12 protein-coding genes are annotated in these 16,464 nt (G+C 60.5%); 6 read left to right on the top strand and 6 right to left on the bottom strand.

Annotated elements, in window-relative coordinates; all coding sequences use genetic code 11:
- Nucleotides 1–9 precede the first annotated feature (9 nt).
- Entirely contained in the window at nucleotides 10–387 is a 378-nt protein-coding gene (locus AC07Y2_RS12630; protein ID WP_007954537.1) for a response regulator, read from the top strand.
- A 13-nt stretch (nucleotides 388–400) separates the two neighbouring features.
- On the opposite strand, the gene AC07Y2_RS12625 is transcribed toward AC07Y2_RS12630, so the two are convergent.
- The 3 genes from AC07Y2_RS12625 to AC07Y2_RS12615 all read right to left on the bottom strand — a co-directional run bounded on the left by AC07Y2_RS12625 (nucleotide 401) and on the right by AC07Y2_RS12615 (nucleotide 4,755).
- The gene (locus AC07Y2_RS12625; protein ID WP_103386109.1) at nucleotides 401–2,071 is read right to left on the bottom strand and encodes an ATP-binding protein; all 1,671 of its coding nucleotides are present in this window, start codon (nucleotides 2,069–2,071) and stop codon (nucleotides 401–403) included.
- Nucleotides 2,068–3,570, bottom strand: coding sequence for an ATPase domain-containing protein (locus AC07Y2_RS12620; protein ID WP_039768275.1), 1,503 nt, complete (start codon nucleotides 3,568–3,570; stop codon nucleotides 2,068–2,070). Before AC07Y2_RS12620 ends, AC07Y2_RS12625 begins: the two co-directional genes overlap by 4 nt.
- 129 nt (nucleotides 3,571–3,699) lie before the next feature.
- A complete protein-coding gene (locus tag AC07Y2_RS12615) occupies nucleotides 3,700–4,755 on the bottom strand; it encodes a tetratricopeptide repeat protein (protein ID WP_103386108.1) in 1,056 nt (351 codons plus the stop codon).
- Between the two features lie 192 nt (nucleotides 4,756–4,947).
- On the opposite strand from AC07Y2_RS12615, the gene AC07Y2_RS12610 reads away from it, so the two are divergent.
- Genes AC07Y2_RS12610 through AC07Y2_RS12600 form a run of 3 tightly spaced genes read left to right on the top strand, consistent with a single transcriptional unit; the run spans nucleotide 4,948 to nucleotide 8,258 of the window.
- The gene (locus AC07Y2_RS12610) at nucleotides 4,948–7,083 is read left to right on the top strand and encodes an FUSC family protein (RefSeq protein WP_103386107.1); all 2,136 of its coding nucleotides are present in this window, start codon (nucleotides 4,948–4,950) and stop codon (nucleotides 7,081–7,083) included.
- Nucleotides 7,073–7,273, top strand: coding sequence for a DUF1656 domain-containing protein (locus AC07Y2_RS12605; RefSeq protein ID WP_039768281.1), 201 nt, complete (start codon nucleotides 7,073–7,075; stop codon nucleotides 7,271–7,273). Before AC07Y2_RS12610 ends, AC07Y2_RS12605 begins: the two co-directional genes overlap by 11 nt.
- Before the next feature lie 4 nt (nucleotides 7,274–7,277).
- Nucleotides 7,278–8,258 carry an HlyD family secretion protein gene (locus AC07Y2_RS12600; protein ID WP_103386106.1) on the top strand — a complete coding sequence of 327 codons (981 nt, stop codon included), beginning with the start codon at nucleotides 7,278–7,280 and terminating at the stop codon, nucleotides 8,256–8,258.
- A gap of 59 nt (nucleotides 8,259–8,317) precedes the next feature.
- Here the strand turns inward: AC07Y2_RS12600 and AC07Y2_RS12595 are convergent, their stop codons facing one another.
- The 3 genes from AC07Y2_RS12595 to mexE are packed head-to-tail and all read right to left on the bottom strand — an operon-like array spanning nucleotide 8,318 to nucleotide 14,196.
- Nucleotides 8,318–9,739 carry an efflux transporter outer membrane subunit gene (locus AC07Y2_RS12595; protein ID WP_039768284.1) on the bottom strand — a complete coding sequence of 474 codons (1,422 nt, stop codon included), beginning with the start codon at nucleotides 9,737–9,739 and terminating at the stop codon, nucleotides 8,318–8,320.
- Complete coding sequence (locus AC07Y2_RS12590) at nucleotides 9,736–12,927, bottom strand: efflux RND transporter permease subunit (RefSeq protein ID WP_103386105.1); 3,192 nt, start codon at nucleotides 12,925–12,927, stop codon at nucleotides 9,736–9,738. The genes AC07Y2_RS12595 and AC07Y2_RS12590 overlap by 4 nt, the downstream gene beginning before the upstream one ends.
- Before the next feature lie 15 nt (nucleotides 12,928–12,942).
- Nucleotides 12,943–14,196, bottom strand: coding sequence for a multidrug efflux RND transporter periplasmic adaptor subunit MexE (mexE, locus tag AC07Y2_RS12585; protein ID WP_039768288.1), 1,254 nt, complete (start codon nucleotides 14,194–14,196; stop codon nucleotides 12,943–12,945).
- Between the two features lie 430 nt (nucleotides 14,197–14,626).
- Here mexE and gcvA point away from each other — a divergent pair, with 430 nt between their 5' ends.
- Nucleotides 14,627–15,532, top strand: coding sequence for a transcriptional regulator GcvA (gene gcvA / locus AC07Y2_RS12580; protein WP_103386104.1), 906 nt, complete (start codon nucleotides 14,627–14,629; stop codon nucleotides 15,530–15,532).
- A 76-nt stretch (nucleotides 15,533–15,608) separates the two neighbouring features.
- Nucleotides 15,609–16,436: a DMT family transporter gene (locus tag AC07Y2_RS12575; protein WP_103386103.1), complete on the top strand. Its 828-nt coding sequence runs from the start codon at nucleotides 15,609–15,611 to the stop codon at nucleotides 16,434–16,436.
- Nucleotides 16,437–16,464: the final 28 nt, after the last annotated feature.

The following is a 16,464-nucleotide window of genomic DNA, read 5'->3' as shown; positions in this document are numbered from 1 at the left end:
AGGCTTCCCATGAGCGTAGATGCACAAGATGTAGTACTCGTCGTCGAGGACGAACCGGTGATCCTGATGGTGCTGACAGACTATCTGTCAGGGCAGGGCTATCGCGTATTGCAGGCCGAGAACGGCGAGCAGGCGTTCGAGATTCTGGCGAGCAAGCCGCATCTGGACATGTTGATTACTGATTTTCGTTTGCCGGGAGGCATCTCGGGCGTGCAGATCGCCGAACCCGCCGTCAAATTGCGCCCTGATCTGAAGGTGATCTTCATCAGCGGCTATCCGCAGGAAATCCGCGAGACCGGCAGCCCCATCACCCGCCGGGCGCCGATCCTGGAAAAGCCGTTCGATCTGGATGTATTGCAGGAGAAGATTCAGGAACTGCTGGCCTGAGGCGTGAACCGCCTCAGCTCTTGATCATCTCCCGCACCTTCGCCGTCAGCAGATCGAAGGTGAACGGCTTGGTGATCATCTGCATCCCGGAATCAAGGAACCCGCCGCGCACAGCGGCGTGTTCAGCGTAACCGGTAATGAACAGAACCTTCAGGTCGGGCCGGTATTGCCGGCCGATTTCCGCCAGTTGCCGGCCGTTCATGCCCGGCAGGCCGACGTCGCTGATCAGCAGATCGATACGCTGCTCCGAATCCAGAATCGGCACGGCACTGTCGGCATCGCTGGCCTCGACAAATCCATAACCCAGTTCGCTCAACACTGCACTGACCAGCACCCGCACGGCCGGATCGTCTTCGACGATCAATACGGTTTCGCCTTCCACGGCGTCGGGCGCCTGCTCCGTGTGCGTTGGCGCGTGAGACAACGATTCGCCCTGGAAGCGCGGTAGATAGAGTCTGACGGTGGTGCCCTCGTCGATTTTGCTGTCGATCGAGACGTGGCCACCGGATTGCTTGCTGAAACCGTAGATCATCGACAGACCCAAGCCGGTGCCCTGGCCGATCGGCTTGGTGGTGAAAAATGGGTCGAATGCGCGATTGATCACGCTCTCGGGCATGCCGCAACCATTGTCGGTCACGCTCAATAGGACGTAATCGCCGGGCTTCAGGTTGCTGTAAGCGGCGGTGAAATCGCTACCCAGCACCTGATTGCTCGTCTCGACTACCAGATTGCCGCCGTCGGGCATCGCGTCGCGGGCATTGATAACCAGGTTGAGCAGGGCGCTTTCCAGTTGATTGGGGTCGGCCTCGGCTACCCACAATTGTTCGTGCAGGCGCATGTCCAGTTGAATGCTTTCGTTGAGGCTGCGTTGCAGCAGTTCGCCCATCGATTGCACCAGATCGTTCATCTTCACCGCTTTTGAGTCCAGTGACTGGCGACGGGAAAATGCCAATAGACGGTGAGTCAGGCCGGCGGCGCGGTTGGCGGAGGTCACGCCGAGGTCGATGAGACTGTCGAGATCCTCCGTGCGGCCACGCGCCAGTCGACGGCGAATCAATTCGAGGCTGCCGATGATGCCGGTCAGCATGTTATTGAAGTCATGGGCGATACCGCCGGTCAATTGACCGACCGCTTCCATTTTCTGCGACTGACGTAGCGCTTCCTCGTTGTGCCGCAGTTGCGCCGTGCGTTCCTCGACTTGTTGCTCGAGGGTTTCCAGGGTCGATTGCAGGCGCCGTTCGCTCTCGCTCAGATCGATCAGGCGGTCGCGGGCCTCGTATTGTCGTCGTCGACCGCGCAGGGCGGTGGAGATCAGGCTGACCAGCGTCACCGGATGGAAGGGGCGTTCAAGAAACGTCACGTTACCCAGTAACTTGCTGAGCTGCGAAGAGGGGCCCTGTCCGGATCCGCCGTGATGGGTCAACAACACAATCGGCAGATCTGACCAGGCAGGTTGTTGCTCCAGATATAACAGCAGGGATTCCAGTTCCGGGCCATGCAGAGCCTCGACGGCGATCAACAGCAGCCCGGCGCCGGGTTCCAATTCGTTGCACAGGGTGGCCAGATCGGGGGTGATCAGGCCACCGTATCCGGCCTCGTTGAGGATCATCAGAGCAACCTGGCTGTCGCGACCCTGGGGTGCAAGTATCAGCGCCCGTTCCGACAGCGGCACGGTGACGGTCACAAGTTTTCATCCTTAAGCAGCGGGTTACTCGCGCCGAGGTAGGTGGGTACGCCACGCAGCACGCCCTGGAAAGCTTCCAACGGCTCACCGATGGTCATGCCTTGTTTGGAAATGCGATATTCGCGGATGGTCGATTCGTGGCTGCCGGTGCGTTTCTTGATGATCGAAACTGCGCGACGTACCTTGCCGAGGGCTTCGAAATAGCGCAGCAAAATCACAGTGTCGGCGAGGTAAGTGATGTCGACCGGGGCCTGCATGTCGCCGACCAGACCGTGTTGAGCGACGGTCATGAACGTCGCGGCGCCTTTGCGGTTCAGGTACAGCAGCAATTCGTGCATGTGCAGTACCAGCGCGTTCTCTTCCGGCATCGCGGCCTGATAGCCGTTGATGCTGTCGATCACCACGGTCTTGATGTCACCTTCATCGACGCAGCGTCGCACCCGGTGAGAGAACTCGCCGGGGGACAATTCGGCGGCGTCCACTTGTTCGATCAGCAGATTGCCGGTGGCCTGCAAAGCCTTGAGGTCAATGCCGATGTTGTTCATGCGCTCGAACAGCAAGCCCAGCTCTTCATCGAAAATGAACAGCGCAGCCTTTTCACCACGCGCCACGGCCGCTGCCGCGAAAATCATGGTGATCAACGATTTGCCGGTGCCCGCCGGGCCCAGAATCAGTGTGCTGGAGCCGGTCTCGATACCGCCACCCAGCAAAGCGTCCATTTCCTTGATACCGCTGGACAGCTGCAGGCGTGGGTAATCGCCGCGATGCTCCGCCGCCACCAGACGCGGGAAGACGTGCACGCCATCGCCCATGATGGTGAAGTCATGGAAGCCGCCACGGTACTTCTGGCCTCGGTACTTGATCACCCGCACGCGACGGCGCTCGGCGCCATAGTTGGGGGTCAGTTCTTCGAGGCGAATCACGCCGTGAGCGACACTGTGAACGGTTTTGTCCAGGGATTCGGTGGTCAGGTCATCCAACAGCAAAACCGTGGCGTCGTAGCGCACGAAGTAATGCTTGATCGCCAGAATCTGTCGACGGTAGCGCAGGGAGCTTTGCGCCAGCAGGCGGATTTCCGAGAGGCTGTCGAGCACCACACGGGTGGGTTTGAAGCGCTCGACCACTTCGAAAATCTGCTTGGTTGCTTCGCCCAGCTCAAGGTCCGAGGAGTACAGCAGGCTTTGATGATGCTCGGCGTTAAGCAGGCTTTCCGGGGGCGTCAGCTCGAAAATCTCGATATTTTCGTTCAGTTCCCAACCGTGGGACGCTGCGCCCTGGCGCAACTCTCGCTCGGTTTCGGACAGCGTGATGTACAACGAACGTTCGCCGGCTCGGGCGCCGGCCAGCAAAAAATGCAACGCGACTGTGGTTTTACCGGTTCCAGGCTCGCCCTCCAGCAAGAAAACGTGACTGCGGGACAAACCACCGGCCAGGATATCGTCCAACCCTTCGATGCCGGTGGCGGCTTTTGCACTGATCAACGCGTTCGATGTAGACAAAAAATGCCCTCTCATGACTAGGGGAAACGAGGCAGCGGGCGCCGGACGCCGTTTTGGCACTGCCTGATTACTTGACCTTTTGCCGTGACGACGGTTCCGATTTTCTTGCGGGATGTGTGGAGAAGGCCGCTAGAGGCCTTGCTGCAACGAGGGATCATCGGGGTTCATCTGCTCGAGCTGAGCCAACAGGATCTGCACGTTCTGCAACTGACCGCTTTCTTTCCAATAGTTGATCAGAAGCACCCGCGCCTTGCGATCGGCGGGGTGGCGCTGAACGATTTCCTGCAACTGCTTTTGTGCCGCTTCCAGTTCTTCGGCGCTGTGCAAGGTGGTGGCGAGGTCGTAGCGGTAATCCTTGTTGTCGGGCTCGAGTTCCACGGCCTTGGACAAGCCGAGCAGGGCGTACTCGCGTTGATCGTGGTGCAGCAGCCAGAGGCCCAGGGCATGTTGCAGATAGGCCGAGTCGGGCTGGGCCTTCAGTTGTCGGGCGAGCAGTTGTCGGGCAGCGTCGCTCTGGCCCTGACGGTCGAGCATTTCGATCTGCATCACCAGCGCCGGCAGGTTGCCGGGGTCGAGGCGCAGGGTTTGTTCCAGCGCTTGCTGTGCCTGTTTCAATTCAGCGTTGTGCAGATAAAGGCGCGCCAGTTGAGCGTAATTGGCAGCGCTTTCCGGCTGGGCCCTCAGCGCCTGCTCCCACACGTCGATGCCTTGCTGGAGCGGGGCGAAATACAGGCCCAGTTGATCCGGAGACAAGCCGAGCAGGGCGTTGATCGCGGCGAAGCGTACGGTTTGATCTTCATCGTCGAGCAACGGGCCCAGCAGCAGGCTGCGCTGCCCGCCCGGCACCAGGCCGGTCACGCTTTTGATCGCGGCCAGCCGCACGTCCGGCGATTCGTTTTGCAGATCGGCATCCGCCAGTTTCAGGGCCTGGGGGCTCGGGTAGTTGGGCAGCTCGGCGTGCAGCCAGACACGCCGTTTGACTGAAAGATCCGGGCGCCCCAGTTGCTGGTACAGCATCCGCGCAGCTCCCGGTTGACCGGCACGAGCAGCGGCCAGCGCTTCGCTGTAACCGTGTTTGATCGCCTCCGGCACAACCGGCGCAGTGCTGCGCAAAGACAGCCAGGCGACGATCAGGACCAGCGCAAGGCCGAGGCTGATGAGCAAATAGCGGCGAGACTGAGGCATGCGAATTTCCGAAACTTTCGTTTTGCAGCGGAGGTCGCAAGCTTCTGTCAGCTCGCGCCGTGAGTCAAACCCTCTGCCCGATATGGCCTGCTACAGGCGTTGAATCGACCTACAGCTTGTGTCGACCCTGTTTGCCGTCATCCTCTCCATGCAGTGTCTACGCTTGCAGAAGTTGTTTCTACGAGGCCATCCATGCAGTCCCTGCTCATTTATTTCAAGGCAGTCATCCACCCCAGCCAGGCAGTACTGCTGTTTGGTTTGCGCACCATTGTCGCCGGATTGCTGACCTTGTACCTGGCGTTTCTGTTCGATCTCGACCAGCCGAAATGGTCGATCATGGCCGTAGTGATCATCAGCCAGCCACTGGCCGGGATGGCGCTGGCACGCAGCTTCGGGCAAATCATCGGGACAACCCTTGGCGCGGTGGTAGCAGTGCTGCTGATGGCCATCTTTCCCCAGGCGCCGTTGCCGTTCATCACGACCCTGGCGCTTTGGCTGGCCCTGTGCACTGCCGGCGGCACGTTATTGCGCTATACCAGTTCCCAGGCGTTCGTGCTTAGCGGGTACACCGCCGTGGTGGTGGCGCTGCTGGCGATTCCGGATCAGGACGGCACCTTTCTGCTGGCGGTGACCCGGGTTACCGAAACCTTGCTGGCGGTAGCGTGCGTATGCGTGGTCAGCCTGCTGACGGCGCGGCCCGAAGCGGTATCACGCAACTATTTCGCGAAGGTTGATCAGGTGATCAAGCTCGCCGCCACCCATGCCGCCGCTGTGCTTCGCACCGAAGAAAGCGAAGCGGACTTTCAGCGCCGGCAAATGCAGCTGCTGGGGGAAATCAGCGCCCTCGAAGGTCTGCGCCGGCACTTGTATTTCGATGCTCCACGCCTGCGCAGCGCCAACAATCTGGTGTTGTTGCTGGGCAATCAACTGATGCTGCTGACCTCACGCCTGACCGCGCTGCGTCACCAGCGGGAGCTGCTCACTGAGCGATGGGAGGGCGATCTGCCGCTGGAGATCCAGCAATTGCGTGCAGAAGAACTGGCACTGCTCGACCAGCTCGCACAGCAAGGGCGCTCATTGCCGGCCGAGGCGCGGCACCAGTTCGTCGCGCTGCAACAGCAGTTCGAAGGGCTCGCCTACAGGGCCGAACAATTGACGGAAGACATGAGTGCAACCCTGCGCTCGCTGGCGTGGGCATTGCGCTGGGAACAGGCGCGGCTGTTGCAGCAACTGGAGCAGATTCTCGAACTGAGCGATGCGATACAGGAAGGGCGGGAGGCCAGTTGCATGTTCCGTGGCCAGTCCAGCCCCTTGCACCTGGATTTCACCCTCGCGACGATGAACGCCATCCGCGCCTTCAGCGCATTGTTGGTGGCCGGACTGATCTGGATCGAAACCGCGTGGGACGGCGCGCGGGGCGGGATGATTCTGGTGGGAATCCTGTGTTCGTTGATGGCGACGTTTCCGCGCCCGTTGATCGCCGCGCAGAGTTACGCCCGAGGGCTGGGACTGGCCTTGGTGGTGTCGGCCTTCTATCAGTTCATGCTGGTCCCGGCGATCAGCGATTTCGAAATGTTGGCCTTGTTGCTAGCGCCTTTGCTGTATGTGATCGCAGTCGGACTGTCCAGCCCGGCCACCGCCGGTATCGGCATGGGGCTGGGGCTGTCGAGCTTCCTGATGCTCGGCCCGCAGAACGTCGGCACCGGGCAGAACACCGCCATTCAATGGTTCGAATTTGCCGGGGCCTACGTGAGTGCGGCGATGCTGGCTCTGATCGTCTACGCCTGGATTTTCCCGTTCCGCCCGGCTCTGCGCATCCGGCGCTTCTACAACGAAGCACGGGAGCAGGTCTACCAATTGACCAAGAGCCCGGCCACCGATGAACAGCAATTCGCCTTCGAAAGCCGCATGGTCGATCGCCTGACCTCGATGCTTGGCGTGCTGCCAGCCGCCAACGAACGGGACATGCAGCGCCTGTATGAAATCAGCCTCGCCTGTGTAGCGCTGGGCGTGGCCATGCACCAGCTCAGGCAACAGGCGCAAAACAATGCTCTGCTTACGGACGATTTGCATCGGCAGCTGTCGACGGCATTGCGTCAGACCGGCCGTTTCGTCGCCGGCCGACCGGATGTACGTCTGACACCGTTACTGGCTACGCTGCATGCGCTCGGCGATGAGCTGGATGCCTTGCATGTCGCCACCCATGAGCACTTGTGGTCGGTGTTTCGCATGCGCGTGGCCCTGTTGATCGTGGTGTCGTTTCTGGAACGACATGGCGAGCATTTGCAGCCCGACCGTTCTGAAGGAGAGCCCATCCTTGCCCATTGATTTCGAGATCGGCGGCGTTTACCTGCCGCCTATCGCTCAGGCCTTGCTGCTGGCCATACCGGTTTTTCTGCTGCTCGACTGGGGTTTGCGCCGGCTCGGCGTCCTGCGTTTTGTCTGGCATGAGGCGCTGTTCGAAGGCGCCCTTTATGCCTGTGTGTGCGCCGCACTGATTCTGCTGATGGGAGCCTGAAACCTTGAAGACGTTGCTCACTCGATTGACGACATTGGCGGTGGTGCTGCTGGCCGTCGTGCTCGGCTGGTTTGCCTGGGAACATTACACCCGGGCCCCGTGGACTCGGGATGCGCGGGTGAGGGCGGATGTGGTGACACTCTCGGCGGATGTTTCGGGCCGCATCGTCACACTGGCGGTGCAGGACAACCAGCATGTCGACAAGGGCCAGTTGTTGCTGGAGATCGACCCGGCTCGTTACAGCCTCGCGGTCGAGCATGCGAAACGCTCGGTGGAGGTCTCCAAGGCCACGCTCGGGCAGTCGCAAGCAGCCATCGTCGCCAGCGAAGCGTTGCTCAAACAACGCCAGAGTGAAGAGCGCCGGCGACGTACGCTCAAGCAAGGGTTCGCGATTTCCGGGGAAGAGTGGGAGAAGTCCAGTACCGACGTGGCCGTGGCCCAGGCCGATCTGTTGCGCAATCAGGCCAATCTCGGTCTCGCCGAAGCCAACGTGCAACTGGCGATTGCTGCATTGACCCAGGCCGAACTGGATCTGCAACGTACCCGAGTCGAAGCGCCGGTCAGCGGTTATGTCACTAATCTGCTGACCCGTCAGGGGGATTACGCGGTGGCCGGTAGCGCCCTGCTGGCACTGGTGGACAGCGGCTCCTTTTATGTCAGCGGCTATTTCGAGGAAACCAAACTGCCACGGATCGAGGAGGGTGATCGGGTGCGGATCGAATTGATGAGCGGGGAAAAATTCGGTGGAACCGTGCAAAGCATCGCCTTCGCCATTGCCGACCGGGAAAACGCCCCGGGAAGTCGATTGCTGGCCAACATCAACCCCAGCTACACCTGGGTGAAACTGGCGCAACGGGTGCCGGTGCGGATTGGCATCGATCCCGATTACGCGGGCAAGGACCGACTCAGAGCCGGTACCACCGCGACGGTCACGGTGCTGGAAAACCATGAAAGACAGAGACAAAAAAGCCCCGCGACCGAATGATACGCGGGGCAAAAAATTTGGTTGGTTGCGGCCAACCAAAGGAGCTCTTTAAAAAACGATTACTTGCTGGCCACCGTTTCTGGCTGCCAACCGCCACCGAGGGCCTTGTAGATCGCGACGATGCCGCGATACAGATCCACTTCGGCCTGGGCCTGGCTGTCCTCGGCGTTCAAGCGTTCACGCTGGGCGTCGAGCAGCACCAGGAAATCGGTGGTGCCTTCGCGGTAGCGGATTTCGGCGAGGTCGGCAGCCTTGCGGCTCGATTCGCTCTGACGGATCAGTGAGATCAGGCGCTGCTGACGCTTGCCGTAATCGCTGAAGGCGTTTTCCGACTCTTCCAGCGCGAGCAATACTTGCTGCTCGTAAGTCGCCAGTGCGCCTTCGGCATCGGCATCGGCGCCGCGCAAACGGGCTCGCACGCTGCCAAGGTCAAACGCCGCCCAGGTGATGCTCGGGCCCAGTGCCCAGGCGTTGGCCGCCGAGGAACCGATCTGCGAACCACGCCCGGCCGTCCAGCCGAGGAAACCGCTGAGACTGACCCGTGGGAACAGGTCGGCCTTGGCTACACCGATACGCGCCGTGGCCGAAGCCAGTCTGCGCTCGGCGCTGAGGATGTCCGGACGACGCTGCAGCAGTTCGCCCGGATCACCGATCGGCAAGGCCTTGGCAATCGCCGGCAGGTCTTTCGGACTCAGGTCGACGGTCAGCTTGTCCGGACGTTCACCCAGCAGGGTGGCGATGCGGTTTTTCTGCCGGGCCTGTTCTGCCTGCAGCTGCGGCACGCTGGCTTCGACCGACGCCAGACGCGCATCGGCCCGTTCAACATCTAGCTGATCGCCAACGCCGGCGTCACGCAGGCTGATGGTGATCTTGCGCGACTCCTGCTGGTTGTTCAGGTTCGCCAGCGCGATCTTTTCCCGCAGTTGAGCACCGCGCAGTTGACCGTAAGCGTCCACCAGTTCGGCAATCATGGTGACTTGCAGTTGGTAAAGATCGGCTTCGGCCGCTTGCTGGTCGGCGTCGCTGGCTTCCAGATTGCGCTGGATACGTCCGAACAGGTCCAGTTCCCAGGCCATGTCCAAGCCCAGGTCATAGCGTTCACTGTTGACCCGATTGGTGGTCTGGCCCGGGATCTGACCTTTGGCCAGATCGCTGCTGGCGCGGCTGGTGATGGTCGGCATTGCATCGTTGCTGGCGTCGTCGCGGATCGCCCGGGCGGCTTTCCAGCGGGCGAACGCCACGCGCAGTTCACGGTTGCCTTGCAGCGATTGAGTCACCAACTGGTTGAGAGTCGGATCGTCGAACTGCTGCCACCAGATGCCTTCGAATTTCGAACGGTCGAAGTTCTTCTGGCCGGCGGCGCCGTCGGTGGCGGACGTGATGTTCGCCGCCTCCGTCGTCGGGGTCTTGTAGTCAGGGCCGACGGCGCAGGCACTCAGGGCCAGCACCAGCAGGCTCGGCAGGAAGACTTTCAGACTCATTGGTGCGCCTCCAGTGGCTTTTGAAGATTTTGCATCTTGGTCGCTTTGCGAGCTTCGCTGCGCTCCACGAAGTTGCGGATCAGCACATAGAACACGGGGGTCAGCAGCAGACCGAAGAAGGTCACACCGAGCATCCCGGAGAACACCGCCACGCCCATGGCATGACGCATCTCGGCACCGGCACCGCTGGAGAAAACCAGTGGCACCACACCCATGATGAACGCGAACGAGGTCATCAGGATCGGCCGCAGACGCAGACGGCAGGCTTCCAGTACGGCGGCCAGCGGATCGAGGCCTTCTTCCTGCTTATCCTTGGCGAACTCGACGATCAGAATCGCGTTCTTACAGGCAAGTCCCACCAGTACGATCAAGCCGATCTGGGTGAAGATGTTGTTGTCGCCGCCAGAGATGATCACACCGGTGATGGCCGACAGCAGGGTCATCGGTACGATCAGGATCACCGCCAGTGGCAGGCTCCAGCTTTCGTATTGCGCCGCGAGCACCAGGAACGCCAGCAATACGCAGAGCGGGAACACGAACAGCGCTGTGTTGCCGGACAGAATCTGCTGGTAGGTCAGGTCGGTCCATTCGTAGGTCATGCCGTTCGGAAGTTCATCCTTGAGCAGTTTCTCGATGGCTTTTTCGGCCTGGCCGGAGCTGTAGCCCGGGGCTGCCGCACCGTTGATTTCAGCGGTGATGAAGCCGTTGTAGTGCATCACACGATCCGGGCCCGAGGTGTCGCTGACCTTGATGAAGGTCGCCAGCGGAATCATTTCGCCCTTGTTGTTGCGTACTTTCAGCTGGCCGATCTGGTCGGATTCGAGGCGGAACTGCTGCTCGGCCTGAACGTTGACCTGATAAGTACGACCGAAGCGGTTGAAGTCGTTGGCATACAGCGAACCCAGGTAGATCTGCAGGGTGTCGAAGATGTCGCTGACGGCCACGCCGTGGGTCTTGGCTTTTTCCCGGTCGATGGCGGCATCGACCTGCGGCACGTTCACGGTGTAGCTGGTGAACAGGTTGGCCAGTTCCGGAACGTTATGGCTCTTGGCAATAATATTCATGGTTTCCTTGTACAGCTCTTCGTAACCCAGGTTGCCCCGGTCTTCGATTTGCAGGCGGAAACCACCAATGGTGCCCAGACCTTGTACCGGCGGTGGCGGGAAGATCGCCATGTAGGCTTCCTGAATTCCCGCGTACTGGCCGTTCAAGGCACCGGCAATCGCACCGGCGGACATGCTCGGGTCTTTACGCTCGTCGAACGGTTTCAGGGTCACGAACACGATGCCGGCGTTCGGGCTGTTGGTGAAGCCGTTGATCGACAGGCCCGGGAACGCTACGGCGCTTTCCACGCCTGGCTGTTTCAGTGCCAGGTCGGACATGCGCTTGATGACGTCTTCGGTGCGGTCCAGGCTCGCGGCGTCCGGCAGTTGCGCGAAGGCCACCAGGTATTGCTTGTCCTGGCCCGGTACGAAACCGGTCGGGGTGCTGGAGAAACCGAAGAAGGTCAGCACCATCAGGCCTGCGTACAGGAAGAGGGCGATGCCGCTGCCACGGATGACCCGGCGCACGGTACCGACGTAGCCATGACTGGCGCGGTCGAAGAAACGGTTGAACGGACGGAACAGCCAGCCACCGAAGATCTTGTCCAGCACTCGCGAGAAGCGGTCTTTCGGTGCGTCGTGACCTTTAAGCAACACAGCGGCCAGCGCTGGCGACAGGGTCAGCGAGTTGAACGCCGAGATCACCGTAGAGATCGCGATGGTCAAAGCAAACTGCTTGTAGAACTGACCGGTCAGGCCCGAGATGAACGCGGCGGGTACGAACACCGCACACAGCACGAGCGCTGTCGCAATGATCGGGCCGGTCACTTCACCCATGGCCTTTTTGGTCGCATCGAAGGGGTTGAGCCCCAGTTCAATGTTCCGCTCGACGTTCTCAACCACCACGATGGCGTCGTCCACCACGATACCGATCGCCAGTACCAGGCCGAACAGCGACAGGGCGTTGAGCGAGAAGCCGAACAGGTGCATCACCGCAAACGTACCGATCAACGATACCGGCACCGCCACCAACGGAATGATCGAGGCGCGCCAGGTCTGCAGGAACAGGATCACCACCAGAACCACGAGAATCAGTGCTTCGAAGAGGGTGTGAACCACCGCCTCGATGGAGCCGCGCACGAAGATCGTCGGGTCATAGACGATGCTGTAGTCCATGCCTTGCGGGAAGCTTTTCTTCAGCTCTTCCATCTTGCCGCGAACTTCGTTCGAGATTTCGATGGCGTTGGAGCCCGGACGCTGGAAGATCGGGATCGCTACGGCTGGCTGGTTGTTCAGCAACGAACGCAGGGCGTACTGACTGGAGCCCAGTTCGACGCGAGCGATGTCCTTCAGGCGAGTGATTTCACCGTTGTCGCCGGCGCGAATGACGATGTTTTCGAACTCTTCCTCGGAGACCAGACGGCCTTGAGTGTTGATCGACAGCTGGAAGCTTTGCGCAGTCGGGGCAGGGGGCGCGCCCAACTGGCCGGCGGCCACCTGACGGTTCTGTTCGCGAATGGCGGTCACCACATCAGTCGCGGTCAGATTGCGCGAAGCGGTCTTGTTCGGGTCGAGCCATACACGCAGCGAGTAGTCGCCCATACCGAACAACTGCACGTCACCGACACCGCCGAGGCGAGCGAGCTCATCCTTGATGTTGAGAATCGCGTAGTTGGACAGGTACAGCATGTCGTAGCGTTTGTCAGGCGAGGTCAAGTGCACAACCATGGTCAGGTCGGGCGATGCCTTGTCGACGGTAATACCGATGCGCGTCACTTCTTCCGGAAGCTTCGGCTCGGTCCGGGTCACGCGGTTCTGCACCTGCACCTGCGCGTTGTCCAGGTCAGTGCCCAGGGCGAAGGTGATGGTCAGGGTGATTTTGCCGTCAGCGGTGGATTGCGAGGACATGTACAGCATGTTCTCGACGCCGGTGATGGCTTGCTCCAGTGGAGCCGCCACGGTTTCACCGATGACTTTTGGGTTGGCGCCCGGGAAGTTGGCACGCACCACCACGGTCGGTGGCACGACTTCCGGGTATTCGCTGATCGGCAACTGGAACAGCGAAATCGCACCGGCGATCAGGATCAACAGCGACAGCACCGCTGCGAAGATCGGCCGTGAAATGAAGAATTGGGAAAAATTCATCGGAGTTGTCGTCCCTTAACCGCGTGGGGTCGCAGCAGCCAGTTTCACAACCGAACCCGGCGCGCCTTTGGCTGGTGCGACTTTGGGCAGGTTGCTGGCTTCCAGCGCTTGTCGTTGTTGAGCGAGAGCGGCAATGGTTTGCTCGCTGGCCATCGGGATCACTTCAGGCGTAACCGGGGAGCCAGGGCGAACCCGTTGCAGACCCTTGACGATGATTGTGTCGTCCTTGTTCAGGCCGCTGCGCACGATACGCAGGCCTTCGATCTTCGGACCGAGTTCAACGGCGCGGTAGACGGTCTTGTTGTCGCCATCCATCACCAGCACGAACTTCTTGCCGAGGTCGGTACCGACCGCTTCATCGTTGATCAGCATGGCGTTGTAGGTGCCGCTGCCGACCAGTTTCAGGCGTGCATACAGGCCCGGGGTGTAAGTGCCGTCGCTGTTGTCGAACACGGCGCGACCACGGATGGTGCCGGTTTTCGGGTTGACCTGGTTGTCGACGAAGTTCATCTGGCCCAGGTGCGGGTTGCCGTCTTCATTGGACAGGCCCATGTACACCGGGGTAGTGGCGCCGCGCTGACCCTGACGGGCGAGCTGGGTGTATTTGAGGAACACACGTTCGTCCGCGTCAAAGTAGGCGTATACCTTGTCAGTGGAAACCACGCTGGTCAGCGGAGTGGTGTCGGCGGTCACCAGGTTGCCCGCGGTGATTTCGGCACGGCTGACGCGGCCACTGATTGGCGCAGTGACGCGGGTGAAGCTCAGGTTCAGCTTGGCCAGGTCCAGTTGCGCTTGCAGCGCGCCAACAGCGGCTCGGGCTTCTTGTGCGGCGCTGGTACGCGAGTCGGCCAATTCGGCGGAGATGGCGTTGCTGGCACGCAGGCGTTCGCCACGGCCGGCTTCGTTTTCGCTGCGTGTGGCATTGGCACGGGCCTGGGCAACCAGCGCTTCGAGGCGGCGGACCTCAGCCTGGAACGGACGCGGGTCGATCTGGAACAGCAGGTCGCCTTTCTTGACCAGAGCACCTTCGGTGAAGGCGACTTCGTCGATCTGGCCGGAGACCCGCGGACGGATTTCAACGGTTTCCGGTGCTTCGAGGCGCCCGGTGAATTCGTCCCACTCGTTGACCGGTTGTTCCAGCACCTTGGCCACGCTGACCTTGGCAGCAGGCATGGCCGCCGCGGTTTCCGGAGTCTTGCCGCAGGCGCTCATCACCAGCACGGCCAACAGAGCCAACGGGAAGCGCAAATGTTTGAGTGATTGTTCCATGGATGCATCCGCCAATGTATTGAAGATGGGCGGATGATGCTCGGCGGGTCGATAGCAAAACGAATCGAATGACACGAAGGTAACTATCATTCGGAATGATATAAGCCCGAGAGAAGCCCTCTAGCATGCGCCTTTCGTTAGGGGGCTATCAATTGGCCTGATGACAATTCTGTGTTGCGCGATCGGCAACTGTCGCAGGCGAAATTGCTGGGTGAGGATTATGCGGCGATTAAATGCTGCGCTGAAGTTACCGAGCCTCGACATTCTTGCGGAGCATATGGCGCTTGTTTACAAAGACCTCGCCTGGCTGCTGGATCAATACGCCAACATCAAGAGTCCTGTTACCCCGAACAGGCAACCCACAACATTTCGCTCTAACATGACCTGATACTCATACCTCGATGTTTTGCCAATCCCGGACTCTTTGTTTATGAGAGATCTGCCCCCGACCGCGACTTTGCGGGCTTTCGAAGTATCCACCCGGCACCCGACGTTCACCGCCGCCGCGCAGGAATTGCATGTGACCCAGAGCGCGGTCAGCCATCAGCTTCGGCATCTGGAAGAACTTTGGGGCTTGCAGCTGTTTGAACGGGGCAAGTCGTTACGCCTCACACCTGCGGGCGCTACGCTGGCGCCGATCGTGCGCGAGTTCTTCATGAGCCTTGAGGCGACGCTGGCTGATCTGCGTGAGCAAAAGGGCAGGGTCCGGCTCAGCGTCAGCACAACCTATTCCTTTGCATTGAAATGGTTGCTGCCACGCTTGCCGAGCCTGGCCCGCCAGCACCCGGAACTGTTGGTGTCGCTGGACACCACGGACAAGGTCATCCATTTCGCCAGCAGCGAAGCCGATGTCGCGATCCGCTTGGGCAAGGGCAACTATCCCGGTCTGTATTCACAGTTTTTGTTCGGTGAGCAGGTTTTCCCGGTGGCCAGCCCCGAACTGCTGCAACGCGTCGGAATGCCGGGCAGTCCCGCCGATCTGTTGCAGTTACCGCTGCTGGCACGTGACGGCGCTGAACTGGCACCGAAATGGGAAGCGTGGTTCCAGTCCGTCGGACTGGCATTTTTGCCGCTGCGGGAAAGCGTCAGGTTTGGCGATACCAATATGACGGTGGAGGCGGCTTTGCTCGGCCATGGCATTGCCCTGGTACGCAGCGGGCATGTCGAGAAGGAAATCGGCGATGGCCGGCTGGTGCGGCTGTTCGATGTGCCGTTTCAGTCACCGCTCGCCTACTACTTCGTTTGCCCCAAGGGTGTTGAGACGCAGCCGCACATTGAGAGTTTTCGCGAATGGCTGCTCGGTGAGGCGCTCAAAGTGCAAGGCGGGCAGGTTTGAAGGCATGAATAATCACTCATGGAGCAATGAGGAGTCTTCTCTGTAATCCGACCGTTCGGGCTGCTTAAAATGGCCAATGCCTACTCATCTCGTCCTCCTTGTCCTGTTCGCCGCGCTGCTGCACGCCAGCTGGAACGCGCTGCTGCGCGGCGGTGCCGATCGGCTCTGGTCGATGACGGTGATGTGCGTTGCCATCGCCTTAGTCTGCGCAGTCGCTGCGATGTTCATGGTGGCGCCTGCACCTCGGAGCTGGGGATATGCACTGCTGTCGGCATTGCTGCACGTTGGCTACAACCTGTTTCTAGTGCGCAGTTACCGGGTCGGCGATCTGGGACAGATTTATCCGATTTCGCGCGGTTCATCACCCGCGTTGATTACGCTCGGCGCCGCGTTGTTTGCCGGCGAAACCATCACCCCCGGCGAAATGCTCGGCATTGCGCTGGTGTCAGGCGGAATCATTTCGCTGGCTTTCCGGGGACGCAGCCTGTCGGTGCCCAGCCTGCCTTACGCATTGGGAACCGGTTGCTTTATCGCGGTTTATAGCGTGGTCGACGGCATTGGCGCGCGGCTTTCCGGTGCGCCGCTGGCCTACACGGTGTGGATGAGTGCCTTGTGGGGCGTGCTGATGCCGGTGGTCTACATCGTTCTGCGCGATGCCCGCAGCCTGTTTTCGATTCGGCCCGGAATGTTCGCTGCGGCAATGGGCGGGCTGGTCTCTCTGCTTGCCTATGCAATCGTTATCTACGCGATGAACGAAGCCCCGCTGGGCGCGGTGTCAGCCCTGCGAGAAACCAGCGTGCTGTTTGCGGCGCTGCTTGGCTACCTGTTCCTCGGCGAAACACTTACCGTCCGCCGGGTGCTGGCCTGTGTAGTGATCGCCAGCGGCGCGATCATCATCGGCTGATTCGGCTTTATTTGCTCAGGAGTAGTTT

The organism is Pseudomonas sp. GW456-12-1-14-TSB6, from assembly GCF_059424205.1.
Note: the sequence above shows the minus strand (reverse complement) of the source record. Positions and strands in the feature narration are given on the sequence as shown.

Coding starts and splice junctions, on each gene's coding strand:
- AC07Y2_RS12595 (WP_039768284.1), bottom strand. CDS start 9,739: ATGAGTCTGAAAGTCTTCCTGCCGAGCCTGCTGGTGCTGGCCCTGAGT.
- AC07Y2_RS12610 (WP_103386107.1), top strand. CDS start 4,948: ATGCAGTCCCTGCTCATTTATTTCAAGGCAGTCATCCACCCCAGCCAG.
- gcvA (WP_103386104.1), top strand. CDS start 14,627: ATGAGAGATCTGCCCCCGACCGCGACTTTGCGGGCTTTCGAAGTATCC.
- AC07Y2_RS12590 (WP_103386105.1), bottom strand. CDS start 12,927: ATGAATTTTTCCCAATTCTTCATTTCACGGCCGATCTTCGCAGCGGTG.
- AC07Y2_RS12575 (WP_103386103.1), top strand. CDS start 15,609: ATGCCTACTCATCTCGTCCTCCTTGTCCTGTTCGCCGCGCTGCTGCAC.
- AC07Y2_RS12630 (WP_007954537.1), top strand. CDS start 10: ATGAGCGTAGATGCACAAGATGTAGTACTCGTCGTCGAGGACGAACCG.
- mexE (WP_039768288.1), bottom strand. CDS start 14,196: ATGGAACAATCACTCAAACATTTGCGCTTCCCGTTGGCTCTGTTGGCC.
- AC07Y2_RS12615 (WP_103386108.1), bottom strand. CDS start 4,755: ATGCCTCAGTCTCGCCGCTATTTGCTCATCAGCCTCGGCCTTGCGCTG.